The sequence below is a fragment of the Neobacillus canaveralius genome (assembly GCF_047237705.1).
Classification (GTDB): domain Bacteria; phylum Bacillota; class Bacilli; order Bacillales; family Cytobacillaceae; genus Neobacillus; species Neobacillus niacini_K.
This window is the reverse complement of the sequence record NZ_JBDFLL010000001.1, coordinates 276,701-295,769: the sequence shown is the minus strand read 5'-3', so window position 1 is coordinate 295,769 and position 19,069 is coordinate 276,701. Positions and strand designations below refer to the sequence as shown.

Annotated in this window: 23 protein-coding genes; 1 reads left to right on the top strand and 22 read right to left on the bottom strand. The window is 42.2% G+C overall.

The features are described 5' to 3' along the window. Positions 1–75 precede the first annotated feature (75 nt). From ABC255_RS01450 to ABC255_RS01345, 22 genes are all read right to left on the bottom strand, one after another. Positions 76–486: a F0F1 ATP synthase subunit epsilon gene (locus ABC255_RS01450; RefSeq protein ID WP_335530228.1), complete on the bottom strand. Its 411-nt coding sequence runs from the start codon at positions 484–486 to the stop codon at positions 76–78. A gap of 21 nt (positions 487–507) precedes the next feature. Then, a complete protein-coding gene (gene atpD / locus ABC255_RS01445) occupies positions 508–1,929 on the bottom strand; it encodes a F0F1 ATP synthase subunit beta (protein ID WP_335530279.1) in 1,422 nt (473 codons plus the stop codon). Positions 1,930–2,084: 155 nt separating this feature from the next. Next, entirely contained in the window at positions 2,085–2,942 is an 858-nt protein-coding gene (atpG, locus tag ABC255_RS01440) for an ATP synthase F1 subunit gamma (protein ID WP_412991018.1), read from the bottom strand. Between the two features lie 115 nt (positions 2,943–3,057). Continuing rightward, positions 3,058–4,566, bottom strand: a complete 1,509-nt coding sequence (atpA, locus tag ABC255_RS01435; RefSeq protein ID WP_412991017.1) for a F0F1 ATP synthase subunit alpha — start codon at positions 4,564–4,566, stop codon at positions 3,058–3,060. Positions 4,567–4,590: 24 nt separating this feature from the next. After that, on the bottom strand, positions 4,591–5,127 hold the full coding sequence (locus tag ABC255_RS01430) for a F0F1 ATP synthase subunit delta (protein ID WP_412991016.1): 537 nt from the start codon (positions 5,125–5,127) through the stop codon (positions 4,591–4,593). After that, positions 5,124–5,651, bottom strand: coding sequence for a F0F1 ATP synthase subunit B (locus ABC255_RS01425; protein WP_412991015.1), 528 nt, complete (start codon positions 5,649–5,651; stop codon positions 5,124–5,126). The genes ABC255_RS01430 and ABC255_RS01425 overlap by 4 nt, the downstream gene beginning before the upstream one ends. Positions 5,652–5,812: 161 nt before the next feature. Further along, a complete protein-coding gene (gene atpE / locus ABC255_RS01420) occupies positions 5,813–6,025 on the bottom strand; it encodes a F0F1 ATP synthase subunit C (protein WP_335457511.1) in 213 nt (70 codons plus the stop codon). 76 nt (positions 6,026–6,101) lie between these two features. Next, complete coding sequence (gene atpB, locus ABC255_RS01415) at positions 6,102–6,812, bottom strand: F0F1 ATP synthase subunit A (RefSeq protein WP_335530236.1); 711 nt, start codon at positions 6,810–6,812, stop codon at positions 6,102–6,104. Positions 6,813–6,835: 23 nt separating this feature from the next. Then, entirely contained in the window at positions 6,836–7,210 is a 375-nt protein-coding gene (locus tag ABC255_RS01410; protein ID WP_412991014.1) for an ATP synthase subunit I, read from the bottom strand. Between the two features lie 7 nt (positions 7,211–7,217). After that, the gene (locus ABC255_RS01405; protein ID WP_412991013.1) at positions 7,218–7,439 is read right to left on the bottom strand and encodes an AtpZ/AtpI family protein; all 222 of its coding nucleotides are present in this window, start codon (positions 7,437–7,439) and stop codon (positions 7,218–7,220) included. Positions 7,440–7,763: 324 nt separating this feature from the next. After that, the gene (locus ABC255_RS01400; RefSeq protein WP_412991012.1) at positions 7,764–9,953 is read right to left on the bottom strand and encodes a S8 family serine peptidase; all 2,190 of its coding nucleotides are present in this window, start codon (positions 9,951–9,953) and stop codon (positions 7,764–7,766) included. Continuing rightward, positions 9,950–10,963, bottom strand: a complete 1,014-nt coding sequence (locus ABC255_RS01395) for a nuclease-related domain-containing protein (RefSeq protein WP_412991011.1) — start codon at positions 10,961–10,963, stop codon at positions 9,950–9,952. Before ABC255_RS01395 ends, ABC255_RS01400 begins: the two co-directional genes overlap by 4 nt. A gap of 271 nt (positions 10,964–11,234) precedes the next feature. Further along, positions 11,235–11,864 carry a uracil phosphoribosyltransferase gene (gene upp / locus ABC255_RS01390; protein WP_412991010.1) on the bottom strand — a complete coding sequence of 210 codons (630 nt, stop codon included), beginning with the start codon at positions 11,862–11,864 and terminating at the stop codon, positions 11,235–11,237. A gap of 115 nt (positions 11,865–11,979) precedes the next feature. Further along, positions 11,980–13,221, bottom strand: coding sequence for a serine hydroxymethyltransferase (gene glyA / locus ABC255_RS01385; protein WP_412991009.1), 1,242 nt, complete (start codon positions 13,219–13,221; stop codon positions 11,980–11,982). A gap of 198 nt (positions 13,222–13,419) precedes the next feature. Next, positions 13,420–13,986, bottom strand: coding sequence for a TIGR01440 family protein (locus ABC255_RS01380; protein ID WP_412991008.1), 567 nt, complete (start codon positions 13,984–13,986; stop codon positions 13,420–13,422). Between the two features lie 9 nt (positions 13,987–13,995). Further along, positions 13,996–14,436, bottom strand: a complete 441-nt coding sequence (gene rpiB, locus ABC255_RS01375; protein ID WP_412991007.1) for a ribose 5-phosphate isomerase B — start codon at positions 14,434–14,436, stop codon at positions 13,996–13,998. A 78-nt stretch (positions 14,437–14,514) separates the two neighbouring features. Beyond that, positions 14,515–14,949 (bottom strand): low molecular weight protein arginine phosphatase, encoded by a 435-nt coding sequence (locus tag ABC255_RS01370; protein WP_412991006.1) that lies wholly within the window; start codon positions 14,947–14,949, stop codon positions 14,515–14,517. Between the two features lie 87 nt (positions 14,950–15,036). After that, positions 15,037–15,585 (bottom strand): manganese efflux pump MntP, encoded by a 549-nt coding sequence (locus ABC255_RS01365; protein WP_412998444.1) that lies wholly within the window; start codon positions 15,583–15,585, stop codon positions 15,037–15,039. Positions 15,586–15,693: 108 nt separating this feature from the next. Next, a complete protein-coding gene (locus tag ABC255_RS01360) occupies positions 15,694–16,737 on the bottom strand; it encodes an L-threonylcarbamoyladenylate synthase (RefSeq protein ID WP_412991005.1) in 1,044 nt (347 codons plus the stop codon). 174 nt (positions 16,738–16,911) lie between these two features. Then, positions 16,912–17,358 carry a GNAT family N-acetyltransferase gene (locus ABC255_RS01355; protein WP_412991004.1) on the bottom strand — a complete coding sequence of 149 codons (447 nt, stop codon included), beginning with the start codon at positions 17,356–17,358 and terminating at the stop codon, positions 16,912–16,914. Positions 17,359–17,489: 131 nt separating this feature from the next. Further along, entirely contained in the window at positions 17,490–18,395 is a 906-nt protein-coding gene (gene spoIIR / locus ABC255_RS01350) for a stage II sporulation protein R (RefSeq protein WP_412991003.1), read from the bottom strand. A 141-nt stretch (positions 18,396–18,536) separates the two neighbouring features. Further along, entirely contained in the window at positions 18,537–18,740 is a 204-nt protein-coding gene (locus tag ABC255_RS01345; protein WP_335530263.1) for an alpha/beta-type small acid-soluble spore protein, read from the bottom strand. A gap of 162 nt (positions 18,741–18,902) precedes the next feature. Here ABC255_RS01345 and ABC255_RS01340 point away from each other — a divergent pair, with 162 nt between their 5' ends. Next, complete coding sequence (locus ABC255_RS01340) at positions 18,903–19,025, top strand: hypothetical protein (RefSeq protein WP_335530265.1); 123 nt, start codon at positions 18,903–18,905, stop codon at positions 19,023–19,025. The last annotated feature ends 44 nt before the right edge of the window (positions 19,026–19,069 follow it).

Genomic DNA, 19,069 nt, shown 5'->3' with positions numbered 1-19,069 from the left:
TTAAGTGACAAGTTATGCATACAATAAAAAACCCCCGCCAGTCCAAAGGACCAGCAGGGGTTAAATTTATATCTATTATTGTTTTCCTGTAACCGTTAGACGGTTGATGGCACGCTGCAGGGCTAGTTCAGCACGACGGAAATCGGTGTGTTCCGCTTTCTGATCTTGCATACGCTGCTCGGCACGTTCTTTTGCTCTTAGTGCACGTTCCACGTCGATATCCTCTGCTTTTTCAGCGGCTTGAGCAAGGATTGTTACCTTGTCAGGGCGCACTTCTAAAAAGCCGCCGCTCACGGCAACAAGATCCTCTTCTTTGCTACCAGCCTTTAAGAGACGTACAACGCCAATTTCAAGAGGAGCAACCATTGGAATATGTCCAGCTAAAATACCTAATTCACCACTTTGAGCCTTGGTAATAACCATTTCCACCTCTGACTCATACACCGGGCCATCGGGAGTAACAACACTGACTTTAATCGTCTCCATTTTTTACCCTCCTGACGCGCTTTAGGCCTCTACACCCATACGTTTTGCATTTTCCACTACGTCCTCAATACGGCCGACTAAGCGGAATGCATCTTCTGGAAGGTGGTCATACTTACCTTCAAGGATTTCTTTAAAACCACGAACTGCTTCTTTTACTGGTACATAAGATCCTGGCTGTCCAGTAAACTGTTCAGCCACGTGGAAGTTCTGGGACAAGAAGTTTTGTACACGACGCGCACGAAGCACGACTAACTTATCATCATCAGAAAGCTCATCCATACCTAGGATCGCAATGATATCCTGTAATTCACGGTAACGTTGTAATGTTGATTGTATTTGACGAGCTACATTGTAATGCTCTTCACCAACGATTTCAGGTGACAGTGCACGAGAAGTTGATGCAAGTGGATCCACCGCAGGGTAGATACCCATCTCAGAAAGCTTACGCTCAAGGTTTGTTGTTGCATCTAAGTGAGCGAATGTTGTAGCAGGAGCCGGATCCGTATAGTCATCGGCAGGTACATAAATCGCTTGAATCGATGTAACAGAACCTTTATTTGTTGAAGTAATACGTTCCTGTAAACGACCCATTTCAGTAGCAAGAGTTGGCTGGTAACCTACGGCAGAAGGCATACGGCCTAATAGCGCCGACACTTCCGAACCTGCTTGTGTGAAACGGAAGATGTTATCCATGAAGAAAAGAACGTCCTGTCCTTGCTCATCACGGAAATATTCAGCCATTGTCAAACCAGTCAGTGCAACACGCATACGTGCTCCCGGTGGCTCGTTCATTTGTCCGAATACCATCGCAGTTTGCTTGATAACGCCTGAATCCGTCATTTCATGGAAAAGGTCATTACCTTCACGTGTACGCTCACCAACACCAGCGAATACCGAAATACCGCTGTGCTCTTGCGCGATGTTATTGATTAATTCCTGGATTAATACGGTTTTACCTACACCGGCACCACCGAATAGACCGATCTTACCACCCTTAATATAAGGAGCAAGTAAGTCTACTACTTTAATACCCGTTTCAAGAATTTCTACTTCCGTAGAAAGGTTTTCAAAAGTTGGAGCTTCGCGGTGAATCGAATCACGGCGCTCACTCGCTGGAATTTCCTCGTTAAGGTCAATTACTTCACCTAGTACGTTAAATACACGGCCTAGGGTTACGTTCCCAACCGGTACAGAAATAGCTGCTCCTGTATCAACAACTTCCATTCCACGCATTACACCGTCAGTGGAAGCCATTGCAATTGTACGAACCGTATCATCACCTAAATGAAGGGCTACTTCAAGAGTTAAGTGAATGTCAACTTCAGACTGATTTTGCGCTTTATATTCGATTTTCAAAGCATTATAAATCTCAGGAAGTTGGCCGTTTTCAAACTTAACGTCGATAACCGGACCCAAAATCTGAAGAACGCGTCCTTTATTCATCATTTTCCCTCCTATCTTACTTTTTCACAAAGCCCTTATCTTTAAAAGGAACCTAGTGAAATCACACTTACTAGTCATAGTCCTGAAAGTAGCGCGGGAACGACGAATTCATTCCCTGTGCTAGACTTATCAAGGTTATTTTTAAAAATATTATGCTACTCTAGTGCAGCCGCTCCGCCGACGATTTCCGCAATTTCTTGTGTAATCGCTGCTTGACGAGCACGGTTGTAGATAAGTGAGTAGTTTTTGATCATTTCTTTCGCATTATCAGTAGCGTTTCTCATTGCAGTCATCCGGGCAGCATGCTCACTCGCTTTACTGTCTAAAAGAGCACCGTAAATTAAGCTCTCAGCATATTGAGGCAGGAGAACGTCTAAAATTTCTTCTGCAGATGGCTCAAATTCATAAGATGTAAGCTCAGAAGAAGAGGTAATATCCGTTAGTGGAAGCAGCTTCTTCTCAGTAACTTCTTGTGTAATGGCACTTTTATAATGAGTGTAATATAAGTAAAGTTCATCGAAGGTTCCATCGGAGAACATACCTACCGTACTACTGGTAATGTCTTTCACGCTTTCGAAGCTCGGTTGATCGGAAAGCCCAATAATTTCGAGATCAACATTGATACCACGTTTCGCGAAAAAGTCACGGGCTACACGACCGATTGCAATGATCGAATATTCATCTTTCGATTTGTGACGACTTTGGATTGTTTGAAACACACGACGGATCACGTTACTGTTAAAAGCACCAGCTAGACCACGATCAGATGTCATAACAATATATCCGGTTTTCTTGACAGGTCGAGATTCAAGCATTGGATGATTAACTCCGTTGCTGCCCATTGCGACAGCTACCGTAACTTCCTGGATTTTCTCCATGTAAGGAACAAATGCCTTTGCATTCATAACTCCACGGTTCCATTTAGCAGCGGAAGTCATCTCCATTGCCTTCGTAATCTGACTCATCTTTTTTGTCGAATTAATACTATTTTTTATATCGCGTAATGATGCCATAGGTTCTCACCACCCTCTTACAAAGATTGTGTTAGTTAGGCTGTGGTGGTGGTAAAAGGGTGACAGGCACGCTTTTACCACCCACCTTAAGCCATCAATTATTGTCAGACCCTACTTATTCGGAAACTGCAAACGTCTTTTTGAAAGCGTTAAGTGCAGCAGCCATATCGTCATCAGAAGGAAGATCTTTCGTCTTCACAATATGGTCTAACAAGTCTTTGCGATTGTGGTCTAACCAATTAAGGTATTCTGATTCAAAACGACGGATATCTTCTAATGGAATATCATCAAGGAATCCGCGTGTTAATGCATATAGGATTGCAACTTGCTTTTCAACAGAAAGCGGTCTGTGAAGATCTTGTTTAAGAACCTCAACGGTACGAGCACCGCGGTTAAGCTTTGCTTGTGTAGCTTTATCAAGGTCAGAACCAAACTGAGCAAATGCTTCCAGCTCACGGTATGACGCAAGGTCAAGACGCAGTGTACCTGCTACCTTTTTCATCGCCTTGATTTGCGCGGATCCACCTACACGTGAAACGGAAAGACCTGCGTTAATCGCTGGACGAACACCGGAGAAGAAAAGGTCTGATTGTAAGAAAATTTGTCCATCAGTGATGGAAATAACGTTTGTTGGGATATAAGCAGAAACGTCACCTGCCTGCGTTTCGATAAATGGCAATGCAGTGATTGAACCAGCACCTAGTGTGTCGTTCAATTTCGCTGCACGCTCAAGAAGTCTTGAGTGCAAGTAGAATACATCCCCTGGATATGCTTCACGACCTGGAGGACGACGAAGTAATAGGGAAAGCTCACGGTATGCAGCCGCTTGTTTTGATAAATCATCATATACGATCAAAACGTGCTTGCCGTTATACATGAATTCTTCACCCATTGCAACCCCAGCATAAGGTGCTAAGAATAACAATGGAGCTGGTTGTGAAGCAGATGCAGTTACAACGATTGAGTACTCTAACGCACCATGCTTACGAAGGGTTTCAACGGCACCACGTACGGTTGATTCCTTTTGACCGATTGCAACGTAGATACAAATCATATCTTGACCTTTTTGGTTCAAGATTGTATCGATTGCAACAGATGTTTTACCTGTTTGACGGTCTCCGATAATTAACTCACGCTGACCGCGGCCGATTGGCACAAGCGCGTCAATCGCTTTAATACCTGTTTGTAATGGCTCATGAACGGATTTACGAGCCATTACGCCTGAAGCTACTGCTTCAATAGGGCGAGTTTTTGTTGTATTGATTGGACCCAAACCATCAACTGGTTGTCCTAAAGAGTTAACAACACGACCAATTAGTTCCTCACCTACTGGAACCTCCATGATGCGTCCTGTACGACGAACCTCGTCACCTTCTTTAATGTCAGTGAAAGGTCCAAGAATGATAATACCAACGTTATTAGCCTCAAGGTTTTGAGCCATACCCATAACGCCATTTGAAAATTCAACAAGTTCTCCAGCCATGACATTGTCGAGGCCATGAACACGTGCGATACCGTCACCTACGGAGATAACTGTACCTACATCACTCACTTGAATTTCAGCCTGATAGTTTTGAATTTGCTGTTTTATCAGGGCACTAATTTCTTCAGCTTTGATGCTCATGAGTTTCACCCCTATCTACGAATCTTAGCTTAACAATTTACGTTCCAAACGGTCTAGCTTTCCGCGCAAAGAGCCGTCGTATATACGGTTTCCGATTCGGAGCTTAACGCCGCCGAGCAATTCGGAATCCACGATATTTTCAATTCTTAATGATTTCTTGCCAACCTTCTGAGCAAATGTTGCAGAGATTGCTTCACGTTCTGCTTCTGTAAGCTCACGCGTGCTATAGACTTCAGCCTCAGCAACTCCCTTTTCTTCATTTGCTAGTTCAAAGAATTGGTTCGCTACTTCAACGATCTCGTCTTCGCGATGGCGATCGATCAAGATCAATAGTGTATTCAGTACATATGGATTTACGTTCGCAAAAGCTCCTTTTAAAATCTCTTTTTTCTTATCAAGTGTAAGTTTTAAAGACTTTAAAACTGCTTTTAAATCAGTATTGTAAACCATAACTTCCTTTACTACACGAAGTTCTTCTTCTACTACTTCAAGAAGCTGCTGTTCTTTTGCGATTTGAAAAAGAGCCAACGCATAGCGCTTTGCTACCATGGAGTTGCTCATCGCTGATCTCCTGCCTCTTGAATATATTCGTTAATCAGTTTATCTTGGTCTGCTGCATTCAGTTCTTTTTCAATAACTTTAGAAGCAATTAATACAGACAAGGAAGCAACTTGTTCACGAATAGCGGCAACCGCTTTTTCTTTCTGCTGCTCAATTTCAAGCTTCGCAGATTCTTTAATGCGATCTGCTTCAGTACGAGCAACAGCAATGATTTCTTCACGCTGAATGTCGCCCTGCTTTTTCGCATTTTCAATTAAAACTTGTGCTTCTGAGCGAGCTTCTTTTAAAAGAGAACGCTGCTCTTCTAATAGTTTCTTTGCTTCAACGCGACTTTGTTCCGCTGCTGAAATCTCACCAGCAACATGCTCTTCACGCTGTGTCATGATGCCCATTAAAGGACCCCAAGCAAATTTCTTCAGCAATACCATTAAGATGATAAACATAACAAGCTGGAATATAATATCTCCCCAGTTTACACCGGAATGGGCTGCTGCTGCTCCTAATACAAAACTATTTGTTAACACCTGCGATTCACTCCCTTCAAGGTCTTTCCTTAAAACAACCTATATATCAGTCGAAATAATTGTCGAAATCAACCGTTTATGTACATATATGAACATAAACGAATGGCGAAGGTTCTCACGAATGATCTTCGCCATTTATATGAACACTTTGAAGTGCTCGATTATTGACCTTGAACCATGAACGCGATAACAACCGCGATGATAGGAATCGCCTCAACTAACGCAACCCCGATGAACATTGTAGTTTGAAGCATACCACGAGCTTGTGGCTGACGAGCGATACCTTCTACTGTTTTTGAAACGATAAGACCGTTACCAATACCAGCACCTAGTGCTGCTAAACCAATTGCGATTGCTGCTGCTAAAAGACCCATTTGAAAATTTCCTCCTTTAATGTATGAAAAAATAAATTCTTATTTTTTGTCCTTTATGAAAAGAACGGTTTTTATGCTAATGGTCGCTGCTCACTTTGTGAGCTAAGTACACCATTGTTAACATACAGAAAATAAATGATTGGATGGCGCCGACAAAGACAGAGAAGCCTTGCCATACTAACATTGGCAGTGCAGCGGCAAGTGTTCCGCCCACACCAGTTGCTAAACCAGCTGCGAGTAAGCTTAATAGAATTTCCCCCGCATAGATGTTTCCGTAAAGTCGGAGACCGAGAGTCAGAGTATTTGCAAACTCTTCAATAATTTTAATCGGGAACATAAACCAGAATGGTTTGAAGAATTCCCTTCCATATGCTCCGGCACCTTTCATCTTGACGCCGTAGAAGTGAGATAAGCCCACTATTAATGTGGCTAATGTCAACGTAACGGCTGGATCTGCTGTTGGTGATTTCCACCAAAGTGTTCCGTCCACTACGACTGAAAATGGAAGCCCTAGCATATTTGCTACAAAGATATACATGATGATGGTAATTCCGAGAATATGGAATCGTCCGCCATCTTTCCAATCCATCGTACTGTTAATAATGTTTTTAACAAAATCCATAACCCATTCCATGAAGTTTTGCATTCCGGTTGGTTTCATGGCCAGTCTACGAGTGGATAGGACGGCTAACAAAAAGACAATTGCACTTGCTATGGTAATCATCAAAATGTTTGCCAAATTAAATTGGAGCCCAAGAAACGTAACTATTGGAGCTTCGTGATGCAACAGTATTCACCTCGCTTCCCCCGCTATTTATCTGAAAATAAATTTTGCGTAAAAAAATCTATCATAATGACAATGTAGGATGTCATTAATCCTATAACCACACTAATGAGATGGAATTGCTCAGGATACCTCATTGTGATGACAATCGCCAGTGCACCGGTTGCCATTCGTGAAAACGATCCAAGTGAACGGACAGTTCTTCCTTCAGCCGCCGCTTGTCCAAATTTGTCGATTTTTCGAGCCATCAACCACAAATTAAAAAGGCTCAAACTTGTCCCAAGAATCAATCCAAGAAAGATTGATTGCTGCGAAGTGAACCCCCAGCCAAGCACATAAAAAGACAATAAAAAAAACATCCACTTTCGCTGTCGGGTAAACATGGTTTGAAATTCTGGCATGGTTGGTTTAGTCTCCTGAATAGAACTTGCGAATTGAAATGAGCATGGAGTAAATCCCGGCCGCTAAACCAATAAACAGTCCAACTATTAAGAAAATTGGTTCGGTACCCCACACTTTATCCAGCCATCTGCCTGCAAAAATCCCAATCAAAATGGACCCAACAAGAGAAGCTAGGATGGCAGACATTAGGGCATACGCCTTGAATGGATTGCGGTTTTCATTACGCATACTATCGCATCCTCACCTTTAGAGAATACATCAAAAAACGAGGTTTATGTACGTATGAGAATGTGTCGAATTTTCGAGAATTTTGTGAAATTACATGAAAACCCTCTCATTTTACATCCTTTGTTAGCATACCTCAGCCATTTTCCAATGTCAATGGATTTACGTGAATTAATCCACAAACTATTCTGAGTAATTTCTTCCATTTGGAAGTTTTAGTTAACACTATAATTGTAGTGTAATTACGCTTTATTTTAGCAATGTAATTGTGACAATTCTGTGAACAAATTTGACAAGGAGTGGCTTCGTATGTCCACCCCTTTTTTCTTATCGAACCACTTCTCCGATTACGAGCATCGTTTCAATAAAGTCTTCCTTTCCAGCCTTTTTGGCAAATACCTTCGCAAGATAGACTCCATCTGGAGGTAGATTTTCTTCTGTTATTACCTTGCTCACCAATCCCTTCTTAACATTCTGATTCGTGTCTAAGAAGCCAACAAATCTGAAATCATCGGGATTGAAAAGAGCGATACCAAACTCCTCGGCCCCACCTGGCAGGTACACTTCATACCGGTAGGTTCCCTGCTGGTCGCCATCCTTAAAGTCAAACCCCATTACTCTCGGGTAGTTAGGTTCTTCAAGAACATAGATATAAGGAATTTGAATCGGATTTGCCCCGGCATGGATGGTTAGATAACCGTCATGAATTTTCCCCTTCAGCTCGACAGGATTCACTTCTAGTTCTAGTTTTACATCCCGTGTTTCTCCAGGCACTAGTGTGAAGGCCAACGGGAAACGCCATTTCAATCCATCTGCTTGTTTTGGTATGTCGAACGTATAACGCACAGGCTTATCACTTAGGTTCTCAACATGTAAAAAGGTTTTGTGATTGTCTCCTTCACTTTCAAATTTTCCAAATCGGAGTGAACTTGGACTGACAAGGGAAGTGGCTTTCACTGCTTCAATCACCTGAATTCTCCCTGCCCCCTGCTCATAGGTCCGATATAGTTTTCCGTTTTTCTCTAACGGTTTGGCCGTATTCATTAACGCCGCCTTAATTTGGTCCGGCGTCCACTCTGGGTGAGCCTGTTTAATCAGCGCACACGCCCCCGCCACATGCGGTGCAGCCATACTCGTGCCCTGCAGTGAAAGATAGCCGCCAGGAATGGTCGAGTTAATTGCCACACCAGGTGCCACAATATCAGGCTTCACCTCCCAAGTATCAGTTACCGGTCCCCTCGAACTGAAGTCTGCAAGGAGGTCTTTTTCCTCAGAGATATTTATTGTTGCCAAGGTGTTCGTTTTGCTTTTTAAAAGCTCCCCATCCTTCTTCGTGATTGAACCGACAGGTATGTCAATCTTCTCCTCGAGATTGCCCATAAAGCCGCCGCTTAAATTATTGTAAATAATCACTGCCTTAGCTCCAGCGTCACGGGCATTTTTCGCCTTCTCAGAAAACGTTATTTTCCCTCTTTTGATAAGAACAATTTTTCCCATAACATCTTTTAAATCTCCCACTGTACCAATACCGCCATCTACGATTGAATAAGAGCGGTCAAGATCCCAATTAGCCGACCCCTCCAGCGGTTGAATCCGTAATTTATCCCTCATTCCTTCTATTAATAAGTAAGGGACCTCGATCGTCGGGGTGGAAGCTCCAACCGATATCGCCTTTGAGGCTGTTCCAGGTGATCCCACTGTCCAAACATTTGGTCCAGAATTCCCCGAGGCTGCAATCGCAACGATTCCCCTATCAACAGCTCTGTTCAAAGCAAGGCTGATTGGCAGGTCGGGACCGTTGATATCATTTCCTAGCGAGAGGTTCATAATATCGACTTTATCCTTAATCGCCTGCTCGATGGCAGCAAGTACGTTTTCGGTTGTGCCACCGCCGCCAGGTCCAAGTGCACGGTAAGCAAGAATTTTCGCGTCAGGTGCCACTCCTTTTAATTTACCGTTCGCAGCAATAATTCCAGCAACGTGTGTGCCATGAACTGTCGCTCTTCCTAAGGTTTTTGTTTCCATTGGATCCGCATCATTATCGACGAGGTCACGCCCGCCGGCAAAATTTCTTTTGAGGTCAGGATGGGTGTAATCCACACCCGTATCGATCACTCCAACGGTTACACCTTTACCCGTTAAGCGCCGGTTTTGTTTATCAAAGAGACCGCGAATCTCTTCTCCACCGATAATCTTAACGCCTTCTTCGCCCTGTGCCTTATACTGGTTCACTGGAGATACACTAATAATTTGCTTGCTGTTTTGTTGCGCCAGTTTCTCGATTGATTCAGGATTCCCTTCTACGGAAAAACCATAAATTGCTTCTTGAAAAACATGCCTAAGATGAATGTCCTTATACGGTTTGATGAGCAGTTGGATATCCTGAGGGGATTGCGGGTTATCAAGAACCACAATGGCAATCCGTTCCTTTGGAATCGGAGGTGTTTCAAGTGAACGGGCTGAAGTCGTCGTTTGGAGGGAGAAAATAAGTACCAATAAAAGTGTCCATTTTTTCATGTGAAAAATTCCCCTTTTTTCATATCGTTTTCATTTAACGGGGAAAGTATGCAGTTTTTTGGAAGATAGTATTTGGTGCTGCGTTTTGTGCCGGTGGAGGGGAGTTTTAGGGACAGTAGCAAGTTTCTTGCTTTAATTAAATCAATATGAAGGTATTCGGCCAACTGTTTTCTCTTCAACGTCTGACTAATGATAAGGAAATAATCCTTAATAGCTGGTAGATGAGCCGTTTTAGAAGTGAACTTGCACCGGGAACAATACCAATTGGCAGATAGGTACTTCATATAAAAGACATCGCAATTTGGACATTGAACACCAGTCCTTATATCAGATTGGGAAATAGTATATTTTTGGAGAACATCGGGAAGGAAGATTTCATGTTCCTTTAGGAGGGTATCAGATAAATCCGATATAATCTTTTTGGTAATTCGGGGCTTCGTATACTTCATTTCTAATTCTTTAATCTTATCAATCAATGATTCAGCGTAAATCAGCTTTTCAAATATTTGTATGTTATCTGGAGTTGTTTCAATAATCGTTGACGTTTTACTAATTACAACTAGGTGCTCTACTGGTATCCCCTTAAATTGATGAACCTTTAGCCAATTATTGAATTGGAGATGATGGCGTTTAACCTGCTGGATTGGGTTATCCATTCCTTCTTCCACGTTATTTAATTCTCTAGTCATTAGGTCCGAACCTTTTTTAAAGATTAATTTACCCGATATATTCTTCACTTCAATGATTAAAGCAAATTTGGCTGATACCAGCAGTAAATCCATTTGGAATGCCATCTTGTCCTTCAATCTTAATCCATGGAATATGTAATATTCCTCTTCTGGTAAAAATGATAGATGGTAACCCACATTCAGTTCTCCATAATACCCTTTCAGCCAAATCCGTAAATCTTTTTCTACTATTGGTCTTACTGGGTGCCCTTTTGGCATCCTTTTCAACAAAGCTATACATTGTTCCGCCTGAACCGGAACGATTAGTTCTAATTTGATCACTTATTGTCACCTCTTTTTGGAATTTATTGTCTAAATTCTAGAAAGGTTATCAAAATCCTTTAATGATTATTAGAAGAAATGGTGAACATTATTGGAGGCTTTGAGTTTTGCACATTTCTCATGGGGTTTTGTACATATTAGAGAGGGTTTTGTACATTTTTTGGGGGCTTTTGTACACTTTTCAAGCCCTCTTGTACAATTAGACAATATCTGGAAAAAACACACAAAAAAAACTGAGCAGACACCCCGTCTACTCAGCTTCAAAAAACCCTTATTTCGTCCCAAACAACCGATCTCCAGCGTCACCTAATCCAGGTACGATGTAACCATGATCATTCAACTTCTCATCCAACGCAGCAATATAAATATCCACGTCTGGGTGTGCTGCCTTAACAGCATCCACGCCCTCAGGTGCTGCAATCAAACACATAAATTTAATATGTTTAGCGCCGCGCTTTTTCAAGCTATCGATTGCCACAATTGCCGAACCGCCAGTTGCGAGCATTGGGTCCACAACGATGAATTCACGCTCTTCCACGTCACTTGGCAGCTTGATGTAGTATTCCACAGGCATTAATGTTTCTGGATCGCGGTATAACCCGACATGTCCTACTTTCGCAGCCGGAATTAACTTCAGGATTCCATCAACCATACCGATTCCCGCGCGCAGAATCGGAACAACGCCCATTTTCTTTCCAGATAATACCTTAGATTTCGCCGGGCAGACTGGCGTTTCAATCTCGATATCTTCAAGGGACATATCCCTTGTGATTTCAAATGCCATGAGTGTTGCGACTTCGTCGACTAATTCGCGGAATTCCTTTGTTCCTGTATTTTTATCACGGATGTATGTAAGTTTATGCTGAATAAGTGGATGGTCGAAGACGTATACCTTTGCCACACTGATCGCCCCTCTTTATTTAAATTTAACTCCGTCTCATTCTACAGAAAAAAATCACAATGAGCAACTCAAGACAAAAAGAAATCGACCCAATTTGAGTCGATTTCACAGATGTTTAATATTCAGGATAAAGCGTGAATTTACCTGTTAAAGCTTCAACACGAGCTGCAGCCTCTTTAAGCTTCGCTTCGTCTTCATGATTTTTCAAGGTAAACGCAATGATAGACGCAATTTCGTCCATTTCTTCTAAACCGAATCCACGGCTCGTAACAGCAGCTGTACCAATACGGATACCACTCGTTACAAATGGGCTTTGTGGATCAAATGGAATCGTATTTTTGTTAACCGTAATTCCTACTTCATCAAGTACCTTTTCTGCTACTTTACCAGTTAAACCAAGTGTCTGCATGTCTAAAAGAAGCAAGTGGTTATCTGTTCCGCCAGAAACAAGTCTGATGCCCTCGTTTTGCAAACCTTCAGCTAAACGCTTTGCGTTTGCGATAATTTGACCAGCATATTCTTTAAAGCTGTCTTGAAGAACTTCTCCAAATGCTACCGCTTTTGCAGAAATCACGTGCATTAATGGACCACCTTGAATTCCTGGGAAGATTGATTTATCAATCTTTTTACCCCATTCTTCTTTAGTGAGGATCATTCCGCCGCGAGGTCCGCGAAGTGTTTTATGTGTAGTAGTTGTTACAAAATCAGCGTATGGAACCGGATTTTGGTGAAGTCCAGCTGCAACTAAACCGGCAATATGAGCCATATCAACCATTAAGTATGCGCCCACTTCATCAGCGATTTCACGGAACTTCGCAAAATCGATTTCACGTGGATAAGCACTCGCTCCAGCCACAATCATCTTTGGCTTGTGCTCGCGTGCTTTAGCTAATACATCATCATAATTAATGCGGTGAGTCGTTTCATCTACACCATACTCTACAAAGTTATATTGAACGCCACTAAAGTTTACTGGGCTGCCGTGTGTTAAGTGACCGCCATGTGAAAGGTTCATACCAAGCACTGTGTCGCCAGTCTCAAGGACCGTAAAGTAAACAGCCATGTTCGCCTGCGCGCCAGAGTGCGGCTGAACGTTTACATATTCCGCACCAAAAATCTCTTTCGCGCGCTCGCGAGCAAGATCTTCGACAATGTCCACATATTCACATCCGCCATAATAACGGCGGCCTGGATAGCCTTCTGCATATTTGTTGGTTAACACAGATCCCTGTGCTTCCATTACCGCTTCACTTACAAAGTTTTCTGAGGCAATTAATTCGATTTTTCCGCGCTGGCGTCCTAATTCCTGTTGAATCGCTTCAAATACCTGCTTGTCCTGATTAGACAAATGCTTCATGGTAATCCCCCCTGTATGTATGAACCTGAATTAATCTTTTGAAAATTCCCTCTATATAATAGCACGTTTCTCTCTAAAAGAGAAATGGGGATTCGTAAAATCCCCTCTTTTTTTATTTTACCCTATTAAATCAATTAAGAAAACACCCTAAACACGAACATTAAACAAAATATCAAACTAATCGTTCGCACCAATGACTCAACTGCAACTAGAATTGCCCGGTGTCTTTTCATACACCGCTCTAGCTCCGCCGATTAGTTTTGGTCTTGTCTTCGCCAACGTTACATGGGCATGTCCAATCGTTTTCTGCGTTACTCTAATGGGGACAGCAACATGTTTCAAATGCATGCCAATGAAGGTTTGGCCAATATCAATCCCTGCATCCGCCTTTAAAAATTCCACAACAACAGCTTCCGAAAATTTTTCAAACGCAAAGGTTGCCATTGCCCCGCCAGCGGTTCGAACAGGAACAACGGAGACTTCTTCCAATCCGCGTTTGAGCGCCTCCTCACGTTCAATCACAAGCGCACGGTTTAAATGTTCACAGCATTGGAACGCCAACGCAACACCGGTATCCTCAGCGAACACACTTAATTGACGAAAAATCATCTCAGCCACTTCACTTGTACCGGCTGTCCCAATTCTCTCACCAATTACCTCACTTGTGCTGCAACCGACAACAACCAGCTGCCCTGGCTTTAAATTAGCCTGGTTTTGAAAATCAAAAAGAATGGTTTCCAGCTCTTTTTCCCATACTTGAATCATCGTCTCATCCTACTTCTGCTCATATTCGCTGATTTTTCCAATTCGAGTAGCATGACGACCGCCTTCAAATTCTTCTGTCAGCCATATTTTTGCAATATCACGTGCAAGTCCCGGACCAATGACACGCTCACCCATGGTGATGATATTGGTATCATTGTGGGCACGTGTTGCCTTTGCACTAAATGTATCATGCACAAGTGCACAGCGAATTCCCTTTACCTTATTGGCGGCAATGCTCATCCCAATTCCGGTGCCACAAATTAAAATTCCTCTATCAAACTCACCGCTTGCCACTTTTTCAGCCACTGGAAGAGCATAATCCGGATAATCGACAGATCCTTCACAATCACAGCCGAAATCTCGGTACTCAATACCAAGCTCATCCATTAAACTAGCAATTTCTTTGCGGATATTAACCCCGCCATGATCAGACGCTAAAGCTACTCTCATATAAAAAACCTCCCTAATAATCCTTCCTTAATATTGACATACCGATAAAAAAATATAAAGCCCTCAACACCGAGGGCTTTACATTTTTTCGATTGCTTTTGTTATTAATTTTTCGAGCTCTTGATACGTTTCCTGATATATCGCTAAGGGACCGCCAAATGGATCGACCACATCTACATCATATGCCTCACCTGTAAACTCCTTTAATGTGAAAACTTTACCCGTTGATTCAGGATACTGTTGAAGGATCGCATTTTTGTGGGAAAACGTCATCGTTAAGATTAATTCTGCCCAATGAACAGATTCTAAAGTTAGCATATTGGATAAATGATTATGTTCGATATGATGATTTTCCAGGACTTTTTTGGCATGAGCAGATGCCTCACTTCCCGTTGCTGCATAAATCCCCGCAGACTTCACTTCAAGACCGTCAATCTTTTTACTTTTTAAAATTGCCTCTGCCATAGGGCTCCTGCAAGTATTACCTGTACAAACAAATAAAATGCGCTTCATGCGGCTTGCCCTCCTTTTCATTATGTATTTATACTATCATTTCTCCATCACCAATGAAAAAACCTTTCACTGCTATGCGGAAAGGTTTTATAAAAAAGGATAAAGTAATTTGATTCCAAAAGCGAGCAGGATACTTCCTCCAAGCGCTTCGCTATAGGAGCCAATCCAGCCTTGAGCTTTTCTCCCTAACAGCAAGCCAGCCCATGTTAATATCGTTGCAACGACCCCAAAGCAAATAATCACCAAAATCGTTTTTGCTCCATAGATCCCTAACGTAAGTCCAAGGGAAAAACTATCGAGGCTCACACTTGTTGCAAAAATTAATAAGCCAAATCCGACCGGTGTCATCACCGATTCCTCACTTTTCCTGAGGCTTGACCAAATCATTTGCACCCCGAGCACCATCAGCAATAACCCACCGACTATCGACGCAAAAGTCCCAAACTTATCGGATAAAAATTTTCCTGCAAGCATACCCACAAGCGGCATCCACACATGAAATAACCCAATCGTAATCCCAATTTTAAAAATTTGCCGGAGCTTTAACTTGAACATGCCCATTCCTAGACCAACAGAAAAGGCATCCATTCCTAGTGCAAACGCCATTAAAACAAGCGTCACTAACTCTCCAATCATTCCATACACGCTCTTCTACCCCCTCGGACTTGCCCTGATTAAACATATGCACGTCCAAAAGGATTTAGAATCCAAAAAAACAGGCCTCCATCTTAGGAGAACCTGCGCTTACTCATTAATAATTTTATTCCCCGCCGCCTTTTGCAATCGATTCATAATCGCATGCCCTACACCGGTATTCGGAAACATTTCACTATAGATAATATTCACTTTTTCCTGGTTAAACTTCCGTAACGTGTCATAAAGTGCCGTAGCCACACTTTCAAGCTCACTTCTTTTTCCACAAGCGATTGTGACATCACTCGGGTAGGCCTCGACAGTTTCCTCAGTTGCAAGCACACCGACACGCAGCCCTTCCTTCTGCTTTTCTGCTATTAGACGTCGCATAAAAGAGGGACTTCCATGTACTAAATAAAGTGGTGCGTTCGGAGCATAATGCTGATACTTCATTCCAGGAGCTTTCGGCTTAGAAGCTTCATCCACTAGCGCAGCGTCAAGATGCACCTCACCCACAACAGCTTCAAGCTGCTCCTTCGTCACCCCGCCAGGTCTTAAAATCACGGGAATTTCCTCCGTGCAGTCTAAAACCGTGGATTCTACCCCAACACCCGTCGAACCGCCATCAAGCACTCCGGCAATTTTCCCATTCAAATCCTCGATGACATGCTGTGCATTTGTAGGACTTGGTTTCCCAGAGCTATTCGCACTCGGAGCTGCAATTGGCAGCTGGCATTTTTTCAATAGTGCCAATGCTACAGGATGATCCGGCATTCTAACACCGACCGTTTCCAAGCCCGCCGTGGCTTTTTCTGACAAGACTCCATTCTTCTTTTTAAAAATAATCGTCAAGGGTCCCGGCCAAAACGCATCCATCAAAACAGCCGCTTTTTCCGGGATCTCCGTAACAAACGCGTTGAGTTGCTGTTTATCCGCAATGTGGATAATCAGTGGATTATCGCTTGGTCTGCCTTTCGCAGCAAAGATCTTTTCCACAGCCACATCACTTTCAGCATTTCCACCTAAACCATAAACCGTTTCCGTAGGCAGTGCAACCACTTCATTTTCTTGTAAAAATTGAGCGGCATCCACAACCTGTGGATTATTTTCGAGGTTATCCACATGTTTATCCACTTTCCAAACTTTTGTGTCCATAGTTATCCACCTTTATCAAAAGCGCAAATGATATCGAAATTTGCCGAATTTAGGCTCTTTGTCTCATATTCCATTTGAAAGTATAGTAGAAGGTGGGGATAAACACAACCCTTTGTCCACAATTTGTGTATAACTATTCCGAAATAGTGGATAACTTTGTGGATTAATCCACAATTATAGTGAAAATTTCAAAAATAACGAGTTATCCACATTAAATACATGTCGAATATGCTCTAAGCTATACATTTCCTCAGGTAAATGGTCCCGTGCCACCTTCTCAAACCCAAGCAACTCAAAAAATGGCAATGCCACTCCCTTATTAGTCGCCAAAAACAAATTTCTCAAACCTTTTTCCTTCGCTAATTGCATCATCTGCGTGATCAACAAAACAATATCCTTTTCAGCTTGTCCCGGTGAAACGACCAACGAACGCAATAATCCACACTCTGCGATTACTTCCATTCCAAGTGTACCCTTAATCGCCCCATCCTCATCCTCTAGCAATAAAAAGAACTCCACAGTTTCCTCCGTTAAACCTTCAGATCCAAGGTTCGCCCTCGTCAAAAACTCTCTTAACCCGTTCAAATCCTCTTTGTTCGCGCATCGAATAACTGCTTGCATCCCTACCACCTCTTTTAGTTGATACTCTATTACTATGAAAATTTAAGAGAGTTAGAACTAGAATTACTAGAAAAAAAATAGCCAGCCCCGCTTTCGGGCTGGCACTTTACTAGATATTACGTTACCTACGCTTATTTAAAAATACCCTCAAACAATTCTACAACAAAGAATTTTACTTTAACCGGTTCTTCATCTTCTGAAGTATAAACTGGAGCTTCCTTTACTGCTTTCTTCTTAACAGGTGTTTGTTTTTCCTCAACTACTTCTTTCTCAACTGTTTCTTTTACTTCAACTTGCTTTCCTTCAGCAACTTGCTTAACCTCTTTAACTTGCTTCTCTACGACAACTTGTTTTACCTCTTCCACTTCTTCTACTACTTGCTCTTCTACCTTAATCTGTTCTTTCTTAGCATTTACATTCTTAACGGTATTGGTCACTTTCTCTTCTACTTTTTCTAGTTCTTCCGAAGCTTCTACCACTTGTTCTTCCTTCTCAGCTGCATAGGCTTTATCTTCAAAACCATCACTTTGAACCGCTACCCCATTAGAAAAATCTAAGAAACATAATGGCGGGTAAAGCACGCACCACCAATTGGCACCTGTCCCTTCACCCAATGTAATCAGAATCGCTTGGTACTCGCCTGCTGGATATAAAAATTCACCATACAATTTAGTTGGAAACTGAACTTTTCCAAACTCAACATTCACACTTTGAGTCGACCCTTGCTCTGCGACAACCTTTTCTGCAATATCCTGAACTTCTGGGAGCTTTGAATTAATCACTGTTTTTGCTTTTTCTAAAGACGTTAAATCCTGAACCCATAACGTGATTTGTGCATTGACTGCGTCACGGACCTTGCGTTTAATTTCCTGATCCTGCGCACTATCACTATTTGCTAGAATTCGGAGACGAATCGCCTCAGCTGGAATCACTATCGAATCCTTCGCCACCGCTTCCGTTTTCGGCATATATAAGTTTAATATCGTTCCTAACGATAGAATGATTAAATAAGACCACACTAACACTTTACTGTTCATATTCTCGCACCGTCCCTTCACTATCCTCATTGTGGACAAATACCAAGAATCTTAAACTAGTAAATTAAAAAAAACTAGATTTCTTTTTAACAAAAAGTAAAAAAATAAAACCCGCACAAGCGTGCGGGTTCATTATGTGTATTAACGGAAAGATCCGCCTAAGTGTTGCTCAGCCATACTTACTAAACGCTTTGTAATTTCGCCACCAACAGATCCGTTAGCGCGTGAAGATGTATCGGCTCCAAGCTGTACCCCAAATTCTTGTGCAATTTCATACTTCATTTGTTCAAGTGCCTGTTCTACTCCTGGAACTAAAAGCTGATTGCTGTTGTTGCTTCTTGCCATTTTGTATCATCTCCTATAGTGTAATTGTTTTACACTTATAGTTTGGAATGAGATAGCTTAGGTTATTCGTAATACAACGTTGGTAACTTTTGGATTCATAGCCTTCCAAAAAGAACGCAAACTAACAGAGATGTTGGCATTTTTTTTGAGGGTGGTGAAAACATGTCTAAACAGAAGAATAAGAAAGTGCAGCATAATCCCGCAATGCCGAAAACGGATGTAGAATTTGCGCATACTGGACTTGAAAAAGTCGCATTAAAAGCCCAGGAAAAACACAATAAATAATTACATGATTAGGCGATGGTTCGGTCACGAAGCATCGCTTTTAT